This window comes from Sphingobium sp., assembly GCF_003248505.1.
Classification (GTDB): Bacteria; Pseudomonadota; Alphaproteobacteria; order Sphingomonadales; family Sphingomonadaceae; genus Sphingobium.
On sequence record NZ_QFOA01000072.1, the window covers coordinates 1 to 17,419 of the forward strand.

Genomic DNA, 17,419 nt, shown 5'->3' on the forward strand with positions numbered 1-17,419 from the left:
GCAACTTTTCACCCCCTCCCTCGTTCGTGTGGCCGAAGGAGAGTGCCATGATGAACTTCACAATGAACGACCTGGCGCTGCTGGCCATCGCGCTGGTCATCGGCTGGATCCTGGGCCTGATGATGAGCGGTCGGGGCAAGTTCAAGCGGCTGTGGCAGGAAGAAAAGGTCGCACATCGCACGGCGCTCAAGGACCGGGATGCCCGGCTCGAAGCAGCCGAGGCGCGCGTTCGGGAACTGGAACGCCATGCAGCGCCTGTCGGCACCGGCGCAGGTGTGACCGGGGCGGCTATCGGCGGGAGCCATGGTCGGGACGACCTCAGCCGTATCACCGGCGTCAGCCAGCGTGAGGAAGTAGCGCTGAACGAAGCGGGCTATCACCGTTATGGCCAGATCGCGGGGCTCAGTGCCGAACAGGAAGCAACGCTGGAAGCGCGCCTCGGGCTGGCGCCCGGCACGATCACGCGCGACGACTGGCGCGGGCAGGCGCTGGCTCTGGAGCGGGGAGAAAGCAAGCCCGGCTTGCTGGATCGGCTGACAGGGGGGCGGTAAGCGCTCTGCGCGAATGTAATGAAAAAGGGCGGGAAGCGATCTTCCCGCCCTTTTGCATGTTTAGCGGCTGGCGAGCGCGGCCTGCGCCGCGGCGAGACGGGCGATCGGCACGCGGTAAGGCGAGGCCGATACATAATCGAGGCCGGCCTTCTCGCAGAAAGCGATCGATGCGGGATCGCCGCCATGTTCGCCGCATATGCCGAGCTTGATATCGGGGCGCGTCGCGCGACCGCGCTCGGCGGCGAGTTCGATCAGTTCGCCCACGCCCTCGACATCGATGCTAACGAAGGGGTCGCGAGCGAAAATGCCCTTGTCCACATATTGCGTCAGGAACCGACCGGCATCGTCGCGGCTGATGCCGATGGTCGTCTGCGTCAGATCGTTAGTGCCGAACGAGAAAAATTCGCCCACCTCGGCGATCTCCCCCGCCTTAAGCGCGGCGCGGGGCAGCTCGATCATCGTGCCGACGAGATATTCGACCGAATTGCCCTGCTCGGCGAACACGGCCTCTGCGACCTGATCGACGATGGCCTTCATCAGTTCCAATTCCTTGCGCGTCGCGACGAGCGGGATCATCACTTCGGGAATCGGAGCATCGCCGCTGCGCTGTTTGACGATCAGCGCCGCTTCGAAGATCGCACGGGCCTGCATCTCATAGATTTCGGGATAGGTTACGCCCAGACGACAACCGCGATGCCCCAGCATCGGGTTGAATTCGTGAAGTTCGGCAGCGCGGCGCTTGAGCGCATCGACGCCGACGCCTGCGGCCTTCGCCACTTCCTCGAACTCCGCTTCGCCATGGGGCAGGAATTCGTGAAGCGGCGGATCGAGCAACCGGATGGTGACGGGGAGCCCCGCCATTACCATGAAAATCTGTGCGAAATCGTCGCGCTGTTCGGGCAGCAGCTTATCGAGCGCGGCGCGGCGGCCCTTTTCGCTGTCCGCCAGGATCATTTCGCGCACGGCGGTGATACGGGCCGCGTCGAAGAACATGTGTTCGGTGCGGCACAGGCCCACGCCCTCCGCGCCGAAATCGCGCGCGGTCTGGCAGTCGAGCGGCGTTTCGGCGTTCGCGCGAACCTTGAGCCGACGAACCTTGTCCGCCCAGCCCATCAGCGTACCGAAATCGCCAGCCAGTTCAGGCTGCACCGTGGCGACTTCGCCTGCCATCACTTCGCCGGTCGCGCCGTCGATGGTGAGGATATCGCCTTCCTTGAGCTCGCGCGAGCCGATGCGCAAAACCTTGCTGGCGTTATCGATGGAGAGACTGCCCGCACCGGATACGCAGGGGCGACCCATGCCGCGCGCCACGACCGCAGCATGGCTGGTCATGCCGCCGCGCGCGGTCAGGATGCCCTTGGCCGCATGCATGCCGTGGATGTCCTCCGGCGACGTTTCCACGCGCACGAGGATGACCGCATCGCCCAGTTCGTTGCGGCGCTCGGCAGTGTCGGCGTCGAAGACGATTGCCCCGCTGGCAGCGCCGGGCGACGCGGGCAACCCCTTGGTCAGCACGTCGCGTGGCGCCTTGGGATCGAGAGTCGGGTGGAGCAACTGGTCGAGCGCGGCCGGATCGACGCGGGCGACGGCTTCCTCCTCGGAAATCAGGCCTTCGGTCGCCATGTCGACTGCGATCTTGAGCGCGGCCTTGGCGGTGCGCTTGCCCGAGCGGGTCTGGAGCATCCAGAGCTTGCCCTGCTGCACCGTGAATTCGATGTCCTGCATGTCGCGATAATGGGTTTCGAGGATCTGGAATACCCGCGCCAGTTCGGCATAGGTGTCCGGCATCGCCTCTTCCATCGACAAAGGCTTGGCCCCTGCCCGCTCGCGCGCGGCCTTGGTCAGATATTGCGGCGTGCGGATGCCCGCCACCACATCCTCACCCTGCGCATTGATGAGATATTCGCCATAATAGGCGTTCTCTCCGGTCGCGGGGTCGCGGGTGAAGGCAACGCCGGTAGCCGACGTGTCGCCCATGTTGCCGAACACCATCGCCTGGACATTGACCGCCGTGCCCCAGTCTCCGGGGATCGAGTTCAGGCGACGATAGACCTTCGCGCGATCCGCTTGCCAGCTGCCGAACACAGCGCTGATCGCACCCCACAACTGGTCGTGCACGTCCTGCGGAAAGGGCTTGTTCCAGAGCTTGGCGACGAGCGCCTTATACTCGCCGACAAGCGCCTTCCAGTCGTCCGCCGTCATTTCCGTGTCAAGGGTATAGCCCTGATCTTCCTTCGCGATCTCCAGCGCTTCCTCGAACGCGCCATGGTCGAGTTCCAGCACCACGTCGGAATACATCTGGATGAAGCGGCGATAGCTGTCCCAGGCGAAACGCTCGTCCCCCGATGCGGCAGCCAAGCCCTGCACCGTTTCGTCGTTGAGGCCGAGGTTGAGGACGGTGTCCATCATGCCGGGCATCGAAATGCGCGCGCCCGAACGGACGGATACGAGCAGCGGATCGGCGGCGTCGCCGAACGACTTTCCGGTCACGCCCTCGATATGCGAGATGCCGCTGGCGACCTGCGCCTTCAGGCTGTCGGGATAGGTGCCCCCGTCCTGATAATAACGAGTGCACATGTCGGTCGTGATGGTGAAGCCGGGAGGCACCGGAAGCCCGATTGCGGCCATGCCGTCGAGGTTCGCGCCCTTGCCGCCGAGAAGGTTCTTGTCGCCCTTCCCCCCGTCGTTCACACCGCCACCGAAGCGATAGACATAGCGGGTAGCGGTGTCGTTCATGCTGGCCTCTTCCGTCTTGATCATGATCCGGCTCTCCCTGCACTGGTTGCCGAGTTTGTGCGATGCAGCATATCTGCCGGAAGGCGGATCGGATTGCATCATCTGATTTGTTTATCCCGATCAATCTGGCATTTTTCGGGACAGTGGTATTGGATCAGTTTGTCATCCCGTGATTTTCGAGAAGTCGGCGACGCTATGCACCGCGTCGCGCACCCGCGCCAGCAGGTCGAGCCGCGCCTTGCGCTTTTCCGGGACGGCGTCGTTGACCGTCACGTTGTCGAAAAAGGCGTCAATGGGCGCGCGCAAGGTCGCGAGCGCGGCCATCGCATCCTCGAACCGCTCATCCGCCACCGCCTGCGCCGCAAGAGGTTCTGCGGTTTCGAGCGCGGCAATGAGGGCAGCTTCGGCTTCCTTGGCTTGTGGCTTTGGCGGAGGAGCGTGGCCATCGATCAAAATGTTTGCTGCGGCCGTTTTTGACATATTGCCGCCCGTGTCTTTTGGAAGCAACCCTACTGCGCGCTTGTACCCCGCGAGCAGATTGACACCATCATCGGTCGTAATGAAGGACTGGAGCGCGTGGACGCGGGCTAACAGTCGGACCAAGTCATCCTCCCCTCCGAGCGCGAATACCGCGTCGATCAGGTCGTGGCGGACGCCCGCTTCCTTTTGCTGGACTTTAAGACGTTCGATAAAGAAAGATGCTAGATCATGTTCAGTCTTGCTGAAGAAAATGACTTCAAACTTAGCTTGATCATCATCCGCCGCTGCTAATAAAGCACGTTCCAAACGGAACCTTAGATTGTTTTGTAAGATCAATGAGGTAGCTGCGATAGCCGCTCTGCGTAAAGCAAATGGGTCCTTCGATCCGGTAGGCGGCATCTTTTGGATAAAGAAGCTTGCCAACGTATCCAGCTTATCCGCCAAACTCACCGCCACCGTCACGGGCTCAGTCGGCACCTCATCCCCCTGCCCGACCGGCTTGTAGTGATCGCGGATCGCATCGGCGACCGCATCGGGCAGGCCTTCGGCGCGGGCGTAGTAGCCGCCCATGATGCCCTGAAGCTCGGGGAATTCGCCGACCATTTCGGTGACGAGGTCGGCCTTGCAGAGTTCGGCAGCTTGACGGGCCAGCGCCGGGTCGCAGTTGGGAACAATGTTTTCGGTGGCGAGCCACTCGGCCAGCTTCGCCACACGCTCCACCTTGTCGGCCACGGTGCCGAGCTTTTCGTGGAAGGTGATGCGCTCCAGCTTTTTCGCGTGATCCGCCAGGTGCGTCTTGCGGTCCTGCTCCCAGAAGAAACGCGCGTCGCTCAGACGGGCGGCCAGCACCTTGCGGTTGCCCGCGATAATGGCCGCGCCGCCGTCCTTCGCCTCGATATTGGCGGTGCAGATGAAGGCCGGGGCGAGATTGCCCGCGCCGTCGCGCAGCACGAAATATTTCTGGTTGATCCGCAGCGTCAGCTGAATGACTTCGGGCGGCACTTCGAGGAAGGCCGGGTCGAAATCGCCGAGCAGCGGTACGGGCCATTCGGTCAGGCCCGCATTCTCCGCGATGAGGCCCTTGTCCTCGATGACGGTATAGCCCTTCGCTGCGGCAGCCTGTGCGGCTTTCGCCTCGATGATCGCCTGCCGTTCGCGATGCGAGACGATGACGTGGCAGGCGCGCAGCTTGTCGGCATAGTCATGCGCGCCGCCGATGGTGATTTCGCCGGGATGGTGGAAACGGTGACCGAGCGTAGCGAAGCCGCTGCGCAATCCTTCGATCTCGATATCGACGAGGGTTTCGCCCAGGATCGCGACGATGCCTTGCAGCGGGCGGACCCAGCGCAGGCTTTCGGTCGTCTGCGACGCTGTGCCCCAGCGCATCGACTTGGGCCAGGGAAAAGCGCGGATGACGGCGGGAACCGCTTCCGCCAGCACCTGCGCGGTGGCGCGACCGGGCTTTTCGACGACAGCGAAGTAGACACCTTCGCGCTCTTCGAGCTGGTCCTGGCGAAGACCGGTCTTGCGCAGGAAGCCTTCGAGCGCCTGCGGCGGCGCGGACGTGCGGGGGCCCTTGAACTCCTCGCTCACGGCGGCGGTTTCGAGCGGCAGGCCGCGCGCGATGAGGGCAAGGCGGCGGGGCGTCACGAAGCTGTCTATGGCGGTGGGCGCAAGGCCCGCCTTCGCCAGTTCTTCGGCAAAAAGGCGGGCGAGGTCATCGGACGCCTTCAATTGCATGCGCGCCGGGATTTCCTCGCAGCGCAGTTCGAGCAGGAAGTCAGTCATCATGCGGCCCACCTGTTATGCTTCATCCAGGCTTCGCAGCTGCCCCGCGCCATATCGCGGACCTGGCCCATGAAGCTCGCTCGTTCCTGAACCGAAATGACACCGCGCGCTTGCAGGAGGTTGAAGGTGTGGCTGGCCTTGATCGCCTGCTCGAACGCGGCCAGCGGCACGTCGTTGTCGATGCACCGGTCATATTCGGCGCGGCAATCCTTGAACCACTGGAACAGCTTGGCGGTGTCCGCCACCTCGAAATTCCATTTCGACATCTGCTTTTCATTTTCGAGGAACACGTCGCCATAGGTGACGCCCGCGTCGTTGAACTTGAGGTCGTAGACGCTGTCGACACCCTGGATGTACATGGCGAGGCGTTCGAGCCCGTAGGTCAGCTCTCCTGCGACCGGCTTGCAGTCGAAGCCGCCCATCTGCTGGAAATAGGTGAACTGGGTGACTTCCATGCCGTCGCACCAGACTTCCCAGCCGAGCCCCCATGCGCCCAGCGTCGGGCTTTCCCAATCGTCCTCGACAAAGCGGATGTCGTGGACCAGCGGATCGATGCCGATTTCTGCCAGGCTCCCCAGATAGAGGTCCTGAAGGTTCGCCGGGCTCGGCTTCATGATCACCTGATACTGGTAATAATGTTGAAGCCGGTTGGGATTTTCGCCGTAACGGCCATCGGTCGGGCGGCGGCTGGGCTGCACATAGGCGGCGTTCCACGGGTTAGGACCGAGGCTGCGCAGCGTGGTGGCGGGGTGGAAGGTGCCCGCGCCCACTTCCATGTCGTAAGGCTGGAGGATGACGCAACCCTGCCGCCCCCAATAGGCGTGAAGGGTCAGGATCAGGTCCTGGAAGGAAAGCGCTTTGCCTTCGGCCACGAATGGTCCTTCTTCATAAGCTAAATGGCGAAATATCGGCCCTGCGCCTTGGCGCAAGGCCGCCGAAGGGTCAAGGGCGAGGCGGCGCAAAGAGGGTAAACCCGCTTGCCCTACGCGCGCGTCATGCGCATCTGTGAGGTCATGAAGATGATCCCCACCCTGCTCCGCGCCATGTCCGCCGCCCTTCTGATGATCGGCGGCGCGGCGCACGCGCGCGATACGACCGCCGCCTCCCCTGCGCTCTGGCAGGTGAGGGATGCCGACACGACCATCTATCTGTTCGGCACCGTCCATGTGATGAAGCCCGGTATCGACTGGTTCGACGGCAAGGTGAAGCGCGCATTCGACGCGTCGGACGAACTGGTGCTGGAAATTATCGAACCCGACGACCCGCAAGCCATTGCGGCGACGATGGGGCGACTGGCGCTGGCGAGCGACGGCGTCAAGCTGTCGGACCGGCTGACAGCGCAGGCGCGTGGCCGATATCAGGCGGCGATGAGCGCCAACGGACTACCCTGGCAGACGTTCGAGATGTTCAACCCGTGGATGAGCGGGATGCTGCTGTCTGTCGCGCCGTTGGAGAAGATGGGATACAAGGCGGATCTGGGCGCGGAAAAGACGCTTCGCGCGGCGGCGCAGGCGAACGGCAAGAAGGTCGACGCGCTGGAGACGGTGGACCAGCAGATCGGTTTCTTCGCCGGTTTGCCGATGGACCAGCAGGTGCAGTTCCTGAACGCCACCGTCGATGGCCTGCCCGATATGGAAAAGGAATTCGGATCGCTGCTGCGCACCTGGGAAAAGGGGCAGCCGGACAAGCTGGCGAAGATGATGAACGAGTCGCTGGAGGCGACGCCTGAACTCGCCAGGGTGCTGCTGACGGGGCGCAACGCCAACTGGGCGAAGTGGATCAAGGCGCGGCTGGCGCAGCCGGGCACCGTGTTCGTCGCGGTGGGCGCCGGACATCTTGCTGGCAAGGGCAGCGTGCAGGACCAGTTGAAGGCGATCGGCGTCGCTTCCACCCGCGTGACGCGGTGACGCGATGTTGACGCGCCTGCTCGCGCTCTTCGCGCTGCTGTTCGTCGTCGCGTGCGACAAGGCTCCCGCGCCCCAACCGCCTGCGGGGAGCGGGCCGGCACTCTGGCAGGTGGAGCGCGGCGGCATGAAGGGGTGGCTGTTCGGCACGATCCATGTCCTACCCAAAGACATAGCCTGGGAAACGCCCGCGATCAGGGAGGCGATGGCCGGGGCGGACCGGCTGGTGCTGGAAGCCGCCGATCTTCAGGACGAGCAGAAAACGCTCGCGCTGTTCGAAAATATGGGCCGCAGTCCCGGTCTGCCGCCGCTGGAAAAGCGGGTTCCGGCCAATGAAGTCGGCGCGCTCGACAAGGCGATGGCGGACGGGGGCACGAACACGCAATTGCTGTCCGGTTATGAAAGCTGGGCAGCCGCGATGCTTTTGTCGGCGGCGAGCCAGCAGTCGTTGGGCGTCAGCCAGAGTGCGGGGGTAGAACCGGTGCTGATCGCGGCGTTCCGCAAGGCGGGCAAACCCATCGGCGGGCTGGAAACCGTGGAGCGGCAGTTCGGCGCGTTCGATACCCTGCCGGAATCCGCGCAGCAGCGGCTGCTCGTCCAGACGATCCATGAGGCCAAGGGGATGAAAGCGCTTTACGAGCGCATCCTGACCGCGTGGGTGAAGGGCGACATGGATGCCATCGCACGGGAGGACAAGATCGGCGAACAGCCCGATCCTGTGGTGGAGGACGCGATCCTGACGGCGCGCAACCGCGACTGGGCGAAAGTCATCGAGCCGATGACCGGTCGCCCCTTCATCGCCGTGGGGGCCGGGCACCTGACGGGCAAGGGCAACCTCATCGATATGCTGAAGGCGAAGGGCTTTACTGTGACGCGGCTCCAATAGCCACTCGGCCTAATGCCGGAAAAACAGCGTCACCGATGCGACATGATTGATCCGCGTGTCGCCCCCGCGCTGATCAATGAGCTGGTTGAGATAGCCGACCTCCACCGTCGATTGCCCGGGCAACCCGAGTTCCGCGCCGACGAAGCTGCGCAGTTGGTCGAAACCCGCCCGTGCGCCCCAGTCGGTATCGTTGAGCGCCGCGAACCCTTCGGCATAGACGAGCGCGTTGACGGCGTCGCTGCCAGGCTTCAGCGTCTTTTCGTAGCGGACCATCTCCCGCAGCCGCCACCCCATGTCATCCCCATCCGAGCGCCAGCGCTGCTCCAGCCGGGTGCGTGACAGTTCCCCGCCCCAGGGCTTGCCGAGCATCCAACTGAGCTGCTGGAAGCTGCGTTCCTCGTTGCGGTCCTTGCCGCCTTCTATGGGAAGCACGACATGGGCGTAGCCCTGGTAGAGCGTTAGCGAGGGCGAGAATTTCCAGCCGATCGCGCCGCGCAGCAGCGCCTGATCCACGCGCGAAACGCCATCGCCGATGCGGGGCTGCACCTCGGCGAAATAGACGAGTTCGTCTTTCACCGACCCCATTGCCGTCAGGTTGAGCCAGAACTGCTCGTCCTGCGCGGTCGCGGCCCGCGCCGACGGAGACAAAAGCAGGAAGCCGGCAAGCAGGAGGGGCGTCAGGCGGGGCATGGATATCCGGGAAAGGAACAGGCGGTCCGGGGGACAGCGAATTTGCCCTCTAGCGGGGAGATATTTCTGCTTTGTTGCCTGCATGTGAGTTTATGTCCGGCGCAGGTCAGGTGATGACACTGGGCCGGTCCATCCCGGTGAATCCGGCGATGTCGGCTACCTCCTGCGCGGCAACGATCAGGGGTGCGAGCGCGTCGCCCGTCGCCATGGTGAGATCGCCGCCCGGCGCGACATAGCGTTCGATATAGACACGCAGCGTCGCGCCCTCGGTGCCGGTGCCAGACAGGCGCATGACGATGCGCGATCCGTCCTCGTAAAAGATGCGAACGCCCTGCCGGTCACTGACGGACCCGTCGGTCGGGTCGGTATAGGCGAAATCGTCCGCGCTGGCGACCGTGCCGCCGCTGTTCGCCGTGCCGGGTAGCGTATCGAGCTTCGCGCGCAATGCCGCGATCAGCGCGTCGGCGCGGTCCTTGGCAATCGCTTCGTAATCGTGGCGAGCATAATAGTTGCGGCCATAGGTGGCCCAGTGATCGGTCATGATGTCCATGACGCTCTGACCGCGCGCCGCGAGGATGTTGAGCCAGAGCAGCACCGCCCAGATGCCGTCCTTTTCGCGCACATGGTCGGACCCGGTGCCCGCGCTTTCCTCTCCGCAGATGGTCGCCATCCCCGCGTCGAGCAGGTTGCCAAAGAATTTCCAGCCGGTCGGCGTCTCATAGAGCGGCACGCCCAGCTTTTGCGCAACGCGATCCGCCGCGCCACTGGTCGGCATGGAGCGAGCGATGCCCTTGAGCCCCGCCGCATAGCCCGGTGCGAGGTGGGCGTTGGCCGCCAGCACCGCCAGCGAATCGGACGGCGTCACATAGCTGTTCCGACCGATGATGAGGTTGCGGTCGCCGTCCCCGTCCGACGCCGCACCGAAATCGGGCGCATCCGCGCCCATCATCCGGTCATAGAGCGCCTTTGCGTGGACCAGATTGGGATCGGGATGGTGGTGGCCGAAATCGGGCAAGGGCGTGCCGTTCATCACGGTTCCCGCAGGCGCGCCGAGCCGCCGTTCGAATATCTCCGTCGCATAGGGGCCAGTGACCGCGCTCATGGCGTCGAAAGCGAGCGTGAAGCCACCCGCGATCATCGTGCGGATCGCGGCGAAATCGAACAGGCTTTCCATGAGGTCGGCGTAAGCCGCGACAGGGTCCACCACTTCGACCGCCATGCCGCCCAGATGCGTGACGCCAACGGTGTCCAGGTCGATGTCTGCAGCTTCTAGAATGCGATAGCGGTCGATAATGAGGCTGCGCGCGTGGATCGCGTCGGTCACCTTTTCCGGCGCGGGGCCGCCATTGCCGATATTATACTTGATCCCGAAATCCTCGTCCGGGCCGCCGGGATTGTGGCTCGCCGACAGCACGAGGCCGCCAAAAGCGCCGGAGAGCCGAATGAGATGCGAAGCCGCCGGGGTCGAAAGAATGCCCCCCTGCCCCACCAGCACCCGGCCGAAACCGTTGGCCGCCGCCATCTTGAGGACGATCTGGATGACTTCACGGTTGAGGTAGCGTCCGTCGCCGCCGACGACCAGCGCCTGCCCTTCGAACCCGGAGAGACTGTCGAACACCGACTGGACGAAATTCTCGGCATAATGGGGCTGCTGGAACACCCGCACTTTCTTGCGCAGGCCCGAGGTGCCGGGCTTCTGGTCGTCGAAAGGCCGGGTGGCCACAGTCTGGATCGTCAAGGATCATCTCCGAAGCGAGAGGGACGCGCCGTTATGGTCGGCGTCGATCCCTTTCGCAATCGCGATATGACCGATGTTTCAGCCGGCGTGCCGCTGCATCACCGCCTGAAGGTTATATTTGCCGTCCATCAGGTCGGCGTGCAGGCGGACCCAGTCGGGGAAAGGCCAGTGCGCAGGTTCCTCCCGCCCGATGACGCGATCGCCGTTTAGGTCGCCCGTGATCGACACGTCCTGCGCCGGGAGGAAGTCGCGCGCGCGCGCATCGAAAAAGGCCCGCGCCATTGCGCGCGATCCGCGCCGTCCGTTGGGAAGGACCACCGCCAGCCTGTTGGAGCGCAACCGCACCAGCAGCCCGGGCGGAAAGATGGCGAGGCTCTGCATGAAGGTGAAAAGCAGGCCGGGATCGCAATGCCCCTGCCAGCTTGCCATGCGGGTGATCGCTTCGGTCGGCGTCCACGCGTCCTTGTAGCAACGGTCGGATGTCAGAGCGTCGTAGATGTCGCAGATTGCGCCCATGCGAGCGGCGATGCTGATGTCCGGCCCCATGAGGCCGAAGGGGTAGCCCGCGCCATCCACTCGTTCATGGTGATGGAGCGCCACGTCAAGCGCGGCTGGGGGCACATTATCGCAGGTGGCAAGAAGTTCCCTCCCCGCCAGCGGATGACGCTGCATCTCGGCGAATTCCTGCGATGTGAGGCGCCCCGCCTTGTTGAGGATCTCAGGCGGCATCGCCATTTTTCCGACATCGTGGAGAAGCCCCGCGACGCCCATTTCGTGCACCTGCGCTTCGGGCATCTGCAAATGGCGCGCAAAATTGATCATCAGCGCGCAGACGGCCATCGAGTGGAGATAGGTATATTCGTCGCGCGACTTGAGCCGGGCCATGTTGATAAGCGTCGCATGGTTGCGCTCGACCGACAGAGCGATGTCGGACACGAGCGCCACCACATCTTGCGTTACCGTCAGCTTGCCCAGCCGCGCATCGTTGAAAAGGCCGGTGACGAGCGCCTTGCCCTCATGCAGGATCGAGCGGGCGCGCTCCAATTCGGCATCCGCAGTTTGTCCTGGCCGCGCCGCGGGAAAGTCAAGGATGCGCGAGTCAGGTTCCGAAGGCGCTTGCGGCTGCGCAGCCGCAGGTGCCTCCGCCGGGGCAGCGATTCCGCGCCTGGTGTCGATGATCACCGCCCGAACATCGCTGGAGCGAATCTTTTCGAGAGTCGCTTCGTCCTCGATCAGGAAACCGGCACGCCAGAAGGGATGTCGAAACCAGGATCCCTCAAAGCCACTGATATACATGCCTAATTCCGCTCGGGCGGGAGCGATACGCAGGAAAGAACGGGCCGAAGTCATAACGGATGCATAACGCCGCAAATATTTACATCCGGTTCACACAGTCCTTTGCCGACGACAACTTCTACCCACCTTGCCGCAATGCAACATCGTTCATGAAACGGGCGTCGTCCTGTCTTGCCAGCCATTCCGCTTCCGACCCGATCGCCCCCAGCATTTCGGCGAGGGCATCCATTTCACTTTTGGCATAGTTGCCAAGAACATAGCCATGCACCTTGTCCTTGTGACCCGGGTGCCCGATGCCGATCCGCACGCGACGAAAATCGGGACCGATATGCGCGTCGGTGGATCGCAGACCGTTATGGCCGGCGTTACCGCCGCCCCGCTTCACCTTGACCTTCATGGGTGCAAGATCGAGTTCGTCGTGGAATAGCGTCACGTCCTGCGGCGTCAGCTTGTAGAAGCGCATCGCCTCGCCCACCGACCGGCCGCTTTCGTTCATGAAGGTCGCAGGCTTGAGCAGGAGGATTTTTTCAGAACCGATCCGCCCTTCCTGCGTCCAGCCCTGGAACTGCTTCTTAGGCGGGGAGAAGCGATGCATGTCGGCGATGAGGTCCACCGCCATGAAGCCGACATTGTGCCGGTGCATCGCATATTGCTGTCCGGGATTGCCAAGACCTGCCCAGATTTGCACGCACCCTGCCTTTCAAAAGAAAATCCCGCCCGCCGGGTAGGCGGACGGGATCGGAATTTCCAGCCTCGAAAGGCCGCCGGAGCTAAGCCTCAGGCTTCTTCGGCAGAAGCGGCGGACGCGGCTTCGGCAGCATCCTTCTCTTCGGCGATTTCCGCATCGCTCAGCACGGTCGGCGCAGCGATGCTCGCGATGGTGAAGTCGCGATCTTCGATCGCCGAAACAGCGCCCTGGGGCAGCTTCACGGCGCTGATGTGAACCGAATCGCCCACTTCCAGGCCAGCGAGGTCGACGACGACTTCGTCCGGGATGTTGTCGGCAGCGACGATCAACTCGATTTCATGACGAACGACGTTCAGCACGCCGCCCTTCTTGAGACCGGGCGCGGTTTCTTCGTTCTCGAAACGGACGGGGACACCGACGGTGACCGAGGCGTTCTTGGCGACGCGCAGGAAATCGACGTGCAGCGGGCGGTCGGAGACGGGGTGGAACGCCACGTCCTTGGCGAGGGTACGGACGGCGTTGCCGCCGACTTCGACCATGACGACCGAATTGAAGAAGTGGCCGGTGCCAAGCAGCTTGTTGAGGAGCTTTTCCTCGACATGGATCGACAGGGGTTCTTCATTGTTACCATAGATGACGGCGGGTACGCGGCCCTCGCGGCGGAGAGCGCGGGAGGCTCCCTTGCCTGCCCGATCGCGTGCCTCTGCCGACAGCGTAAGCTGCTCGCTCATTGCGTGTCTCCAAAAGCTAAACTGATAAATCTTCCCGCCACGCCTCCAGGGATGACCATCGCGGGAAGGCGGCCCAATAGCAGAGGAAGCGGAAAAAGCAAGGGGCCGCCTTCATGCGTATGAGGACGTCCTTTCCATTCTGAAGCGCGAAGGATAGGCGCACGGGCATGGAGACGCACTCCCTCTACATCCTGGCGCTGGGATCGAACCGTTCGCTGTCGGCCCGGCGCACGCCTGCGGCGCTGCTGCGCGAGGCGGTGGCGCGGATCGGGGCGCAGGCGCAGGTGCTGGACGTATCGCCGATCATCGCGACCCCGCCGCTGGGTCCGTCGACGCGTCGGTTCGCCAATGCAGCGATCATGGTGCGCAGCGCGATGACGCCGCCGCAGATGCTGCGCTTTGTCCAATCGGTCGAACGCAGCCTTGGTCGCCGCCGCTATCGGCGCTGGGGCGCGCGGAGCATGGACATCGACATCATCCTGTGGTCCGGCGGGCGCTGGCAGTCGGCAGCGCTGGCGATCCCCCATCCTGCATGGCGGACACGCGATTTCGTGCTGCGCCCGCTTGCAACGATTGCGCCGGGCTGGCGCGATCCCTGGGGCGGCAGGACAGTGCGGCAGGTCGAAGCGGTGCTGCGCAAGCCCAAAGGCGCGACAAGAGGTTGACCATCCGCTTCCTCGCCTCTAGGGCGTCGTCCACTCCTTCGGGGGCCCTTAGCTCAGTCGGTAGAGCAACTGACTTTTAATCAGTAGGTCGCTGGTTCGAACCCAGCAGGGCTCACCACAAATCGTCATCCGCATCGGCCCGGACCGTTCAGTCTTCGACATCGGTTCTCAGCCGGTAGCCGATGCCCAGTTCGTTGCCGATGATGCGCGGTTGCTGGGGATCCGTTTCCAGCTTCTGGCGCAGGGTGCGGACAAGGACGCGCAGATATTCCACATGATGTTCGTGCTCATTGGGCCAGACATGCGCCATGATCTGGGCATGGGTGATGACCCGGCCCGGGAATTTGGCCAGCTGGGACAGGACGCCATATTCCTTGGGAGTGAGGTGCACTTCGCGCCCCCCCTTGCGCACCAAGCGTGAGAGGAGGTCGATTTCCACGTCCCCGGCATTGACGGTCGTCGCTCCTCCCTCGCGCGTCACCCGGTTGCGCAGCGCGACCCGGACGCGCGCGAGCAGTTCGTCGGTATCGAACGGTTTGGTGAGATAATCGTCCGCGCCAAGGTCGAGCGCGGCGACCTTTTCGTCAGTGGCGTCGCGGGCGGACACGACGATAAGGGTGGTGTCGCTGTGCTGCTTGAAGAGCGGCACGAGTTCCAGCCCGTCGCGATCGGGGAGCCCGAGGTCGAGCAGGCTGATGTCGGGACGCTCCTGACGCAAGAGATCCAGCGCTTCGCGCGCGGTGGCGGCTTCGACGGTTATATAATCCGCGCGGGCCAGAGCGGCGTGGATGAGCTTGCGGATATGCGGTTCGTCATCGACGATCAGCACCTTGTGGCGTATCTTCATGGCATGTCCTCTGCGCGCAGATCGGCAAGGATCAGCGAATCCGGGATGGTGACGGTGAAACAGGCGCCGAGCGGATCGGCGTTGTTGGAGGCGGATACGGCCAGCCCCATCGCTTCGGCAAAACCCTTGACGATGGCGAGACCGAGACCGGTGCCGTGTTTGGCGCGATCGGATCCTTCGAAGCGGGTAAACGTGTCGAACACACGCGATTCGACACCGGGCGGGATGCCCGGCCCCTGATCGACGACCGACAGCGCGATCGCGTCCGGCAGGCGACGACCGCGCACCAGCACGGGCGTGCCGGGGTCGGCATAGCGCCCGGCATTGTCGAGCAGGTTGATGAGGCAATGGTGAAGCAATGTCGGGTCCACCCGGACAAGGGGGATGTCGGGCAGGATGTCGACCTTCACCTCATGCCCGGCGAGCGACTGGCGGGTGTCGTGGACGGCGCTTGCCACCGCGTCGAACAGGTCGGTCGGCTCGACCTTCAGCGGCAGCGCGCCTGCCTCCACCCGCGCCATGTCGAGCAGGTTGGCGACGAAGCGGTTCAGCCGCCGGGCCTCGGTCTCGACCGTATCGATAAGCTCAGGCGTGGGGGAACGGCGCAGTTCGTGCGCCGCCGACACGATGGTGGTGAGCGGCGTGCGCAAATCGTGGCTGACCGAGGACAGCAAGGCTGAGCGCAGCCGGTCCCTCTCCCGCACCTGCCGCGCGTCCAGCATTTCCTCCTCCAGCGCCATCCGGTCGAACGCGATGGACGCCTGATCGAGCAAACTCATGAGCAGCGGCCTCTGGTCCGAGCGCAGCGGCTCACCCGCATCGTCGCGCGCCACGCCCAGAACGCCCAGAACGCCGCGCGTGGTGCGCAGCGGATGGAACAGCCAGTCCGAAGCAGTCAGCGTCGACGAACCGCGCCCCGCAGGCTGTTCGTTGTCCATCGCCCATTGCGCCGCCGCCTTTTCGATCTGGTCCAGACGGTCCTCCGGCGGAAAGGCGGCGCGCAGTTGCGGGCCGTCGCGCGAGGGCAGCAGCAGGACAGTGCGAACGGACAGCAATCTGGACACCTCCGCGCAGATCGCCTGCATCAGTTCCTCACGGCTGACGGCGGCGGTCAACTGGCGCGAAAAACCCGCCAGCGCCGCATTCTGCCGCGCGCTCGATTGAGCGAGGTCGGCCTGCGCGCGGACGCGGGCCGCGAACTGGCTGGTGACGATGGCGACGCCCAGCAGCACGAGGATGCTGACCACATTTTCGGGATTGTTGACGGTGAGGGTGCCGGTCGGCGGGAGGAAAAAGAAATTATAGGCGAGGCTGGCGAGCAGGCCCGAAGCAAGCCCGGTACGCAGGCCATAGCTTGCCGCCGCGAACATGACCGGGATGAGGAAGAGAAGCGAGATGTTTCCCAGGTCGATGACTTCGATCAGCAGACGGCCGACGAAGGTGGTCGCCGCGATCATAAGAATCGACCACAGATAGTCGACCGGCCGTCCCCATGCCGACCCTCTCCATCTGACCGAAGATTTCGGGTGTCCATCGGACGCGTCGCCGGGCAGTACATGGACCGCCACGTCGCCGATATCGCGCACCAGCCGGTCGACGACCGAACCATGGCGCAGTTCGAACCACCATGGACGGGCCGATTTGCCGATCACGATCTGAGTTGCGCGCGCGTCCTCCACGCAATGGCGCAACCCCTCCACCACCGATGGCGCGGGAATCGTGGAGGTGCTGGCCCCCAGGCGCGATGCAAGCGCCATGGTATCGGCCAGTTGTTCGCGTTCGGCCTGGGTGAAGTGCAGGCTGCGCTGCGTTTCGATGTGGACCGCCGACCACGGGGCCCTGAGCGCGTCGGCAAGGCGCTTGGCGGCACGCACAAGCCCCTGCGCGCCGGGCACTTCGCTGATGGCGACGACCACTCGCTCGCCCGCAGCGAAGCTGCCCGCCAGCGCATGGGCACGGACATAATCCAACATCTGCGCATCGACCGCCTGCGCAGCCCGGCGCAGCGCCATTTCGCGCAGCGCAGTGAGGTTGGACTTGGAAAAGAAATGATTGAGCGCGCGGCTGGCTTCGGCGGGGATATAGACCTTCCCCTCCTTCAGCCGCTCGATGAGTTCGTCGGGCGGGATATCGACGACTTCGATCTCCGCCATTTCAAGGATGGAGTCGGGCACCGTCTCGCGCACCCGCACCCGCGTGAAGGATGCGACGACGTCGTTCAGGCTTTCGATATGCTGGATGTTGACGGTGGAATAAACGTCGATCCCTGCATTCAGCAGTTCCTCGACATCCTGATAGCGTTTGGGATGGCGGCTACCCGGTGCGTTGGTATGAGCGAGTTCGTCGACGAGGACGAGGCGCGGCTGACGGGCCAGCACCGCGTCGATGTCCATTTCCCCCAGCCTGTGCCCCTGATGAT

At 63.9% G+C, this 17,419-nt stretch carries 14 protein-coding genes and 1 tRNA gene; 5 read left to right on the forward strand and 10 right to left on the reverse strand.

Annotated elements, in window-relative coordinates; genetic code table 11:
* Nucleotides 1–50: 50 nt before the first annotated feature.
* Nucleotides 51–551, forward strand: coding sequence for a hypothetical protein (locus DI606_RS16495; RefSeq protein WP_293984995.1), 501 nt, complete (start codon nt 51–53; stop codon nt 549–551).
* Nucleotides 552–611: 60 nt separating this feature from the next.
* Here DI606_RS16495 and ppdK read toward each other — a convergent pair whose 3' ends face one another.
* From ppdK to DI606_RS16510, 3 genes are all read right to left on the reverse strand, one after another.
* The gene (gene ppdK, locus DI606_RS16500) at nt 612–3,311 is read right to left on the reverse strand and encodes a pyruvate, phosphate dikinase (protein ID WP_293984975.1); all 2,700 of its coding nucleotides are present in this window, start codon (nt 3,309–3,311) and stop codon (nt 612–614) included.
* A gap of 138 nt (nt 3,312–3,449) precedes the next feature.
* Nucleotides 3,450–5,555 carry a glycine--tRNA ligase subunit beta gene (gene glyS, locus DI606_RS16505; protein WP_293984996.1) on the reverse strand — a complete coding sequence of 702 codons (2,106 nt, stop codon included), beginning with the start codon at nt 5,553–5,555 and terminating at the stop codon, nt 3,450–3,452.
* Nucleotides 5,555–6,427 (reverse strand): glycine--tRNA ligase subunit alpha, encoded by an 873-nt coding sequence (locus tag DI606_RS16510; RefSeq protein ID WP_293984976.1) that lies wholly within the window; start codon nt 6,425–6,427, stop codon nt 5,555–5,557. The genes glyS and DI606_RS16510 overlap by 1 nt, the downstream gene beginning before the upstream one ends.
* Before the next feature lie 141 nt (nt 6,428–6,568).
* Between DI606_RS16510 and DI606_RS16515 the strand changes: the two genes are divergently transcribed.
* A complete protein-coding gene (locus DI606_RS16515; protein ID WP_367119487.1) occupies nt 6,569–7,462 on the forward strand; it encodes a TraB/GumN family protein in 894 nt (297 codons plus the stop codon).
* Nucleotides 7,463–7,466: 4 nt separating this feature from the next.
* Nucleotides 7,467–8,345 carry a TraB/GumN family protein gene (locus DI606_RS16520; RefSeq protein WP_293984979.1) on the forward strand — a complete coding sequence of 293 codons (879 nt, stop codon included), beginning with the start codon at nt 7,467–7,469 and terminating at the stop codon, nt 8,343–8,345.
* Nucleotides 8,346–8,354: 9 nt separating this feature from the next.
* Here DI606_RS16520 and DI606_RS16525 read toward each other — a convergent pair whose 3' ends face one another.
* The 5 genes from DI606_RS16525 to DI606_RS16545 all read right to left on the reverse strand — a co-directional run bounded on the left by DI606_RS16525 (nt 8,355) and on the right by DI606_RS16545 (nt 13,488).
* Nucleotides 8,355–9,035: a DUF2490 domain-containing protein gene (locus tag DI606_RS16525; protein ID WP_293984981.1), complete on the reverse strand. Its 681-nt coding sequence runs from the start codon at nt 9,033–9,035 to the stop codon at nt 8,355–8,357.
* Nucleotides 9,036–9,141: 106 nt separating this feature from the next.
* On the reverse strand, nt 9,142–10,773 hold the full coding sequence (locus tag DI606_RS16530) for an alpha-D-glucose phosphate-specific phosphoglucomutase (protein ID WP_293984983.1): 1,632 nt from the start codon (nt 10,771–10,773) through the stop codon (nt 9,142–9,144).
* Between the two features lie 78 nt (nt 10,774–10,851).
* Nucleotides 10,852–12,069: an HD-GYP domain-containing protein gene (locus DI606_RS16535; RefSeq protein ID WP_293984985.1), complete on the reverse strand. Its 1,218-nt coding sequence runs from the start codon at nt 12,067–12,069 to the stop codon at nt 10,852–10,854.
* Nucleotides 12,070–12,187: 118 nt separating this feature from the next.
* Nucleotides 12,188–12,757 carry an aminoacyl-tRNA hydrolase gene (pth, locus tag DI606_RS16540; protein ID WP_293984986.1) on the reverse strand — a complete coding sequence of 190 codons (570 nt, stop codon included), beginning with the start codon at nt 12,755–12,757 and terminating at the stop codon, nt 12,188–12,190.
* An 89-nt stretch (nt 12,758–12,846) separates the two neighbouring features.
* Nucleotides 12,847–13,488 (reverse strand): 50S ribosomal protein L25/general stress protein Ctc, encoded by a 642-nt coding sequence (locus DI606_RS16545; protein WP_293984988.1) that lies wholly within the window; start codon nt 13,486–13,488, stop codon nt 12,847–12,849.
* A 167-nt stretch (nt 13,489–13,655) separates the two neighbouring features.
* Between DI606_RS16545 and folK the strand changes: the two genes are divergently transcribed.
* Nucleotides 13,656–14,153, forward strand: a complete 498-nt coding sequence (gene folK, locus DI606_RS16550) for a 2-amino-4-hydroxy-6-hydroxymethyldihydropteridine diphosphokinase (protein WP_293984990.1) — start codon at nt 13,656–13,658, stop codon at nt 14,151–14,153.
* 42 nt (nt 14,154–14,195) lie between these two features.
* Nucleotides 14,196–14,271 (forward strand) — tRNA-Lys (locus DI606_RS16555).
* Between the two features lie 30 nt (nt 14,272–14,301).
* Here DI606_RS16555 and DI606_RS16560 read toward each other — a convergent pair.
* Together DI606_RS16560 and DI606_RS16565 are read right to left on the reverse strand one after the other, a co-directional pair.
* On the reverse strand, nt 14,302–15,000 hold the full coding sequence (locus tag DI606_RS16560) for a response regulator transcription factor (RefSeq protein WP_293984992.1): 699 nt from the start codon (nt 14,998–15,000) through the stop codon (nt 14,302–14,304).
* On the reverse strand, nt 14,997–17,419 hold a 2,423-nt coding region (locus DI606_RS16565; protein WP_293984994.1), incomplete at its 5' end, for a sensor histidine kinase KdpD. The genes DI606_RS16565 and DI606_RS16560, both read right to left, overlap by 4 nt.

What these genes read in the sequence shown, in the direction of transcription:
- ppdK (WP_293984975.1), bottom strand. Translation starts at nt 3,311, where the DNA reads ATGATCAAGACGGAAGAGGCCAGCATGAACGACACCGCTACCCGCTAT.
- glyS (WP_293984996.1), bottom strand. Translation starts at nt 5,555, where the DNA reads ATGACTGACTTCCTGCTCGAACTGCGCTGCGAGGAAATCCCGGCGCGC.
- DI606_RS16535 (WP_293984985.1), bottom strand. Translation starts at nt 12,069, where the DNA reads ATGTATATCAGTGGCTTTGAGGGATCCTGGTTTCGACATCCCTTCTGG.
- DI606_RS16495 (WP_293984995.1), top strand. Translation starts at nt 51, where the DNA reads ATGAACTTCACAATGAACGACCTGGCGCTGCTGGCCATCGCGCTGGTC.
- DI606_RS16560 (WP_293984992.1), bottom strand. Translation starts at nt 15,000, where the DNA reads ATGAAGATACGCCACAAGGTGCTGATCGTCGATGACGAACCGCATATC.
- DI606_RS16525 (WP_293984981.1), bottom strand. Translation starts at nt 9,035, where the DNA reads ATGCCCCGCCTGACGCCCCTCCTGCTTGCCGGCTTCCTGCTTTTGTCT.
- folK (WP_293984990.1), top strand. Translation starts at nt 13,656, where the DNA reads ATGGAGACGCACTCCCTCTACATCCTGGCGCTGGGATCGAACCGTTCG.
- DI606_RS16515 (WP_367119487.1), top strand. Translation starts at nt 6,569, where the DNA reads ATGAAGATGATCCCCACCCTGCTCCGCGCCATGTCCGCCGCCCTTCTG.
- DI606_RS16520 (WP_293984979.1), top strand. Translation starts at nt 7,467, where the DNA reads ATGTTGACGCGCCTGCTCGCGCTCTTCGCGCTGCTGTTCGTCGTCGCG.
- DI606_RS16545 (WP_293984988.1), bottom strand. Translation starts at nt 13,488, where the DNA reads ATGAGCGAGCAGCTTACGCTGTCGGCAGAGGCACGCGATCGGGCAGGC.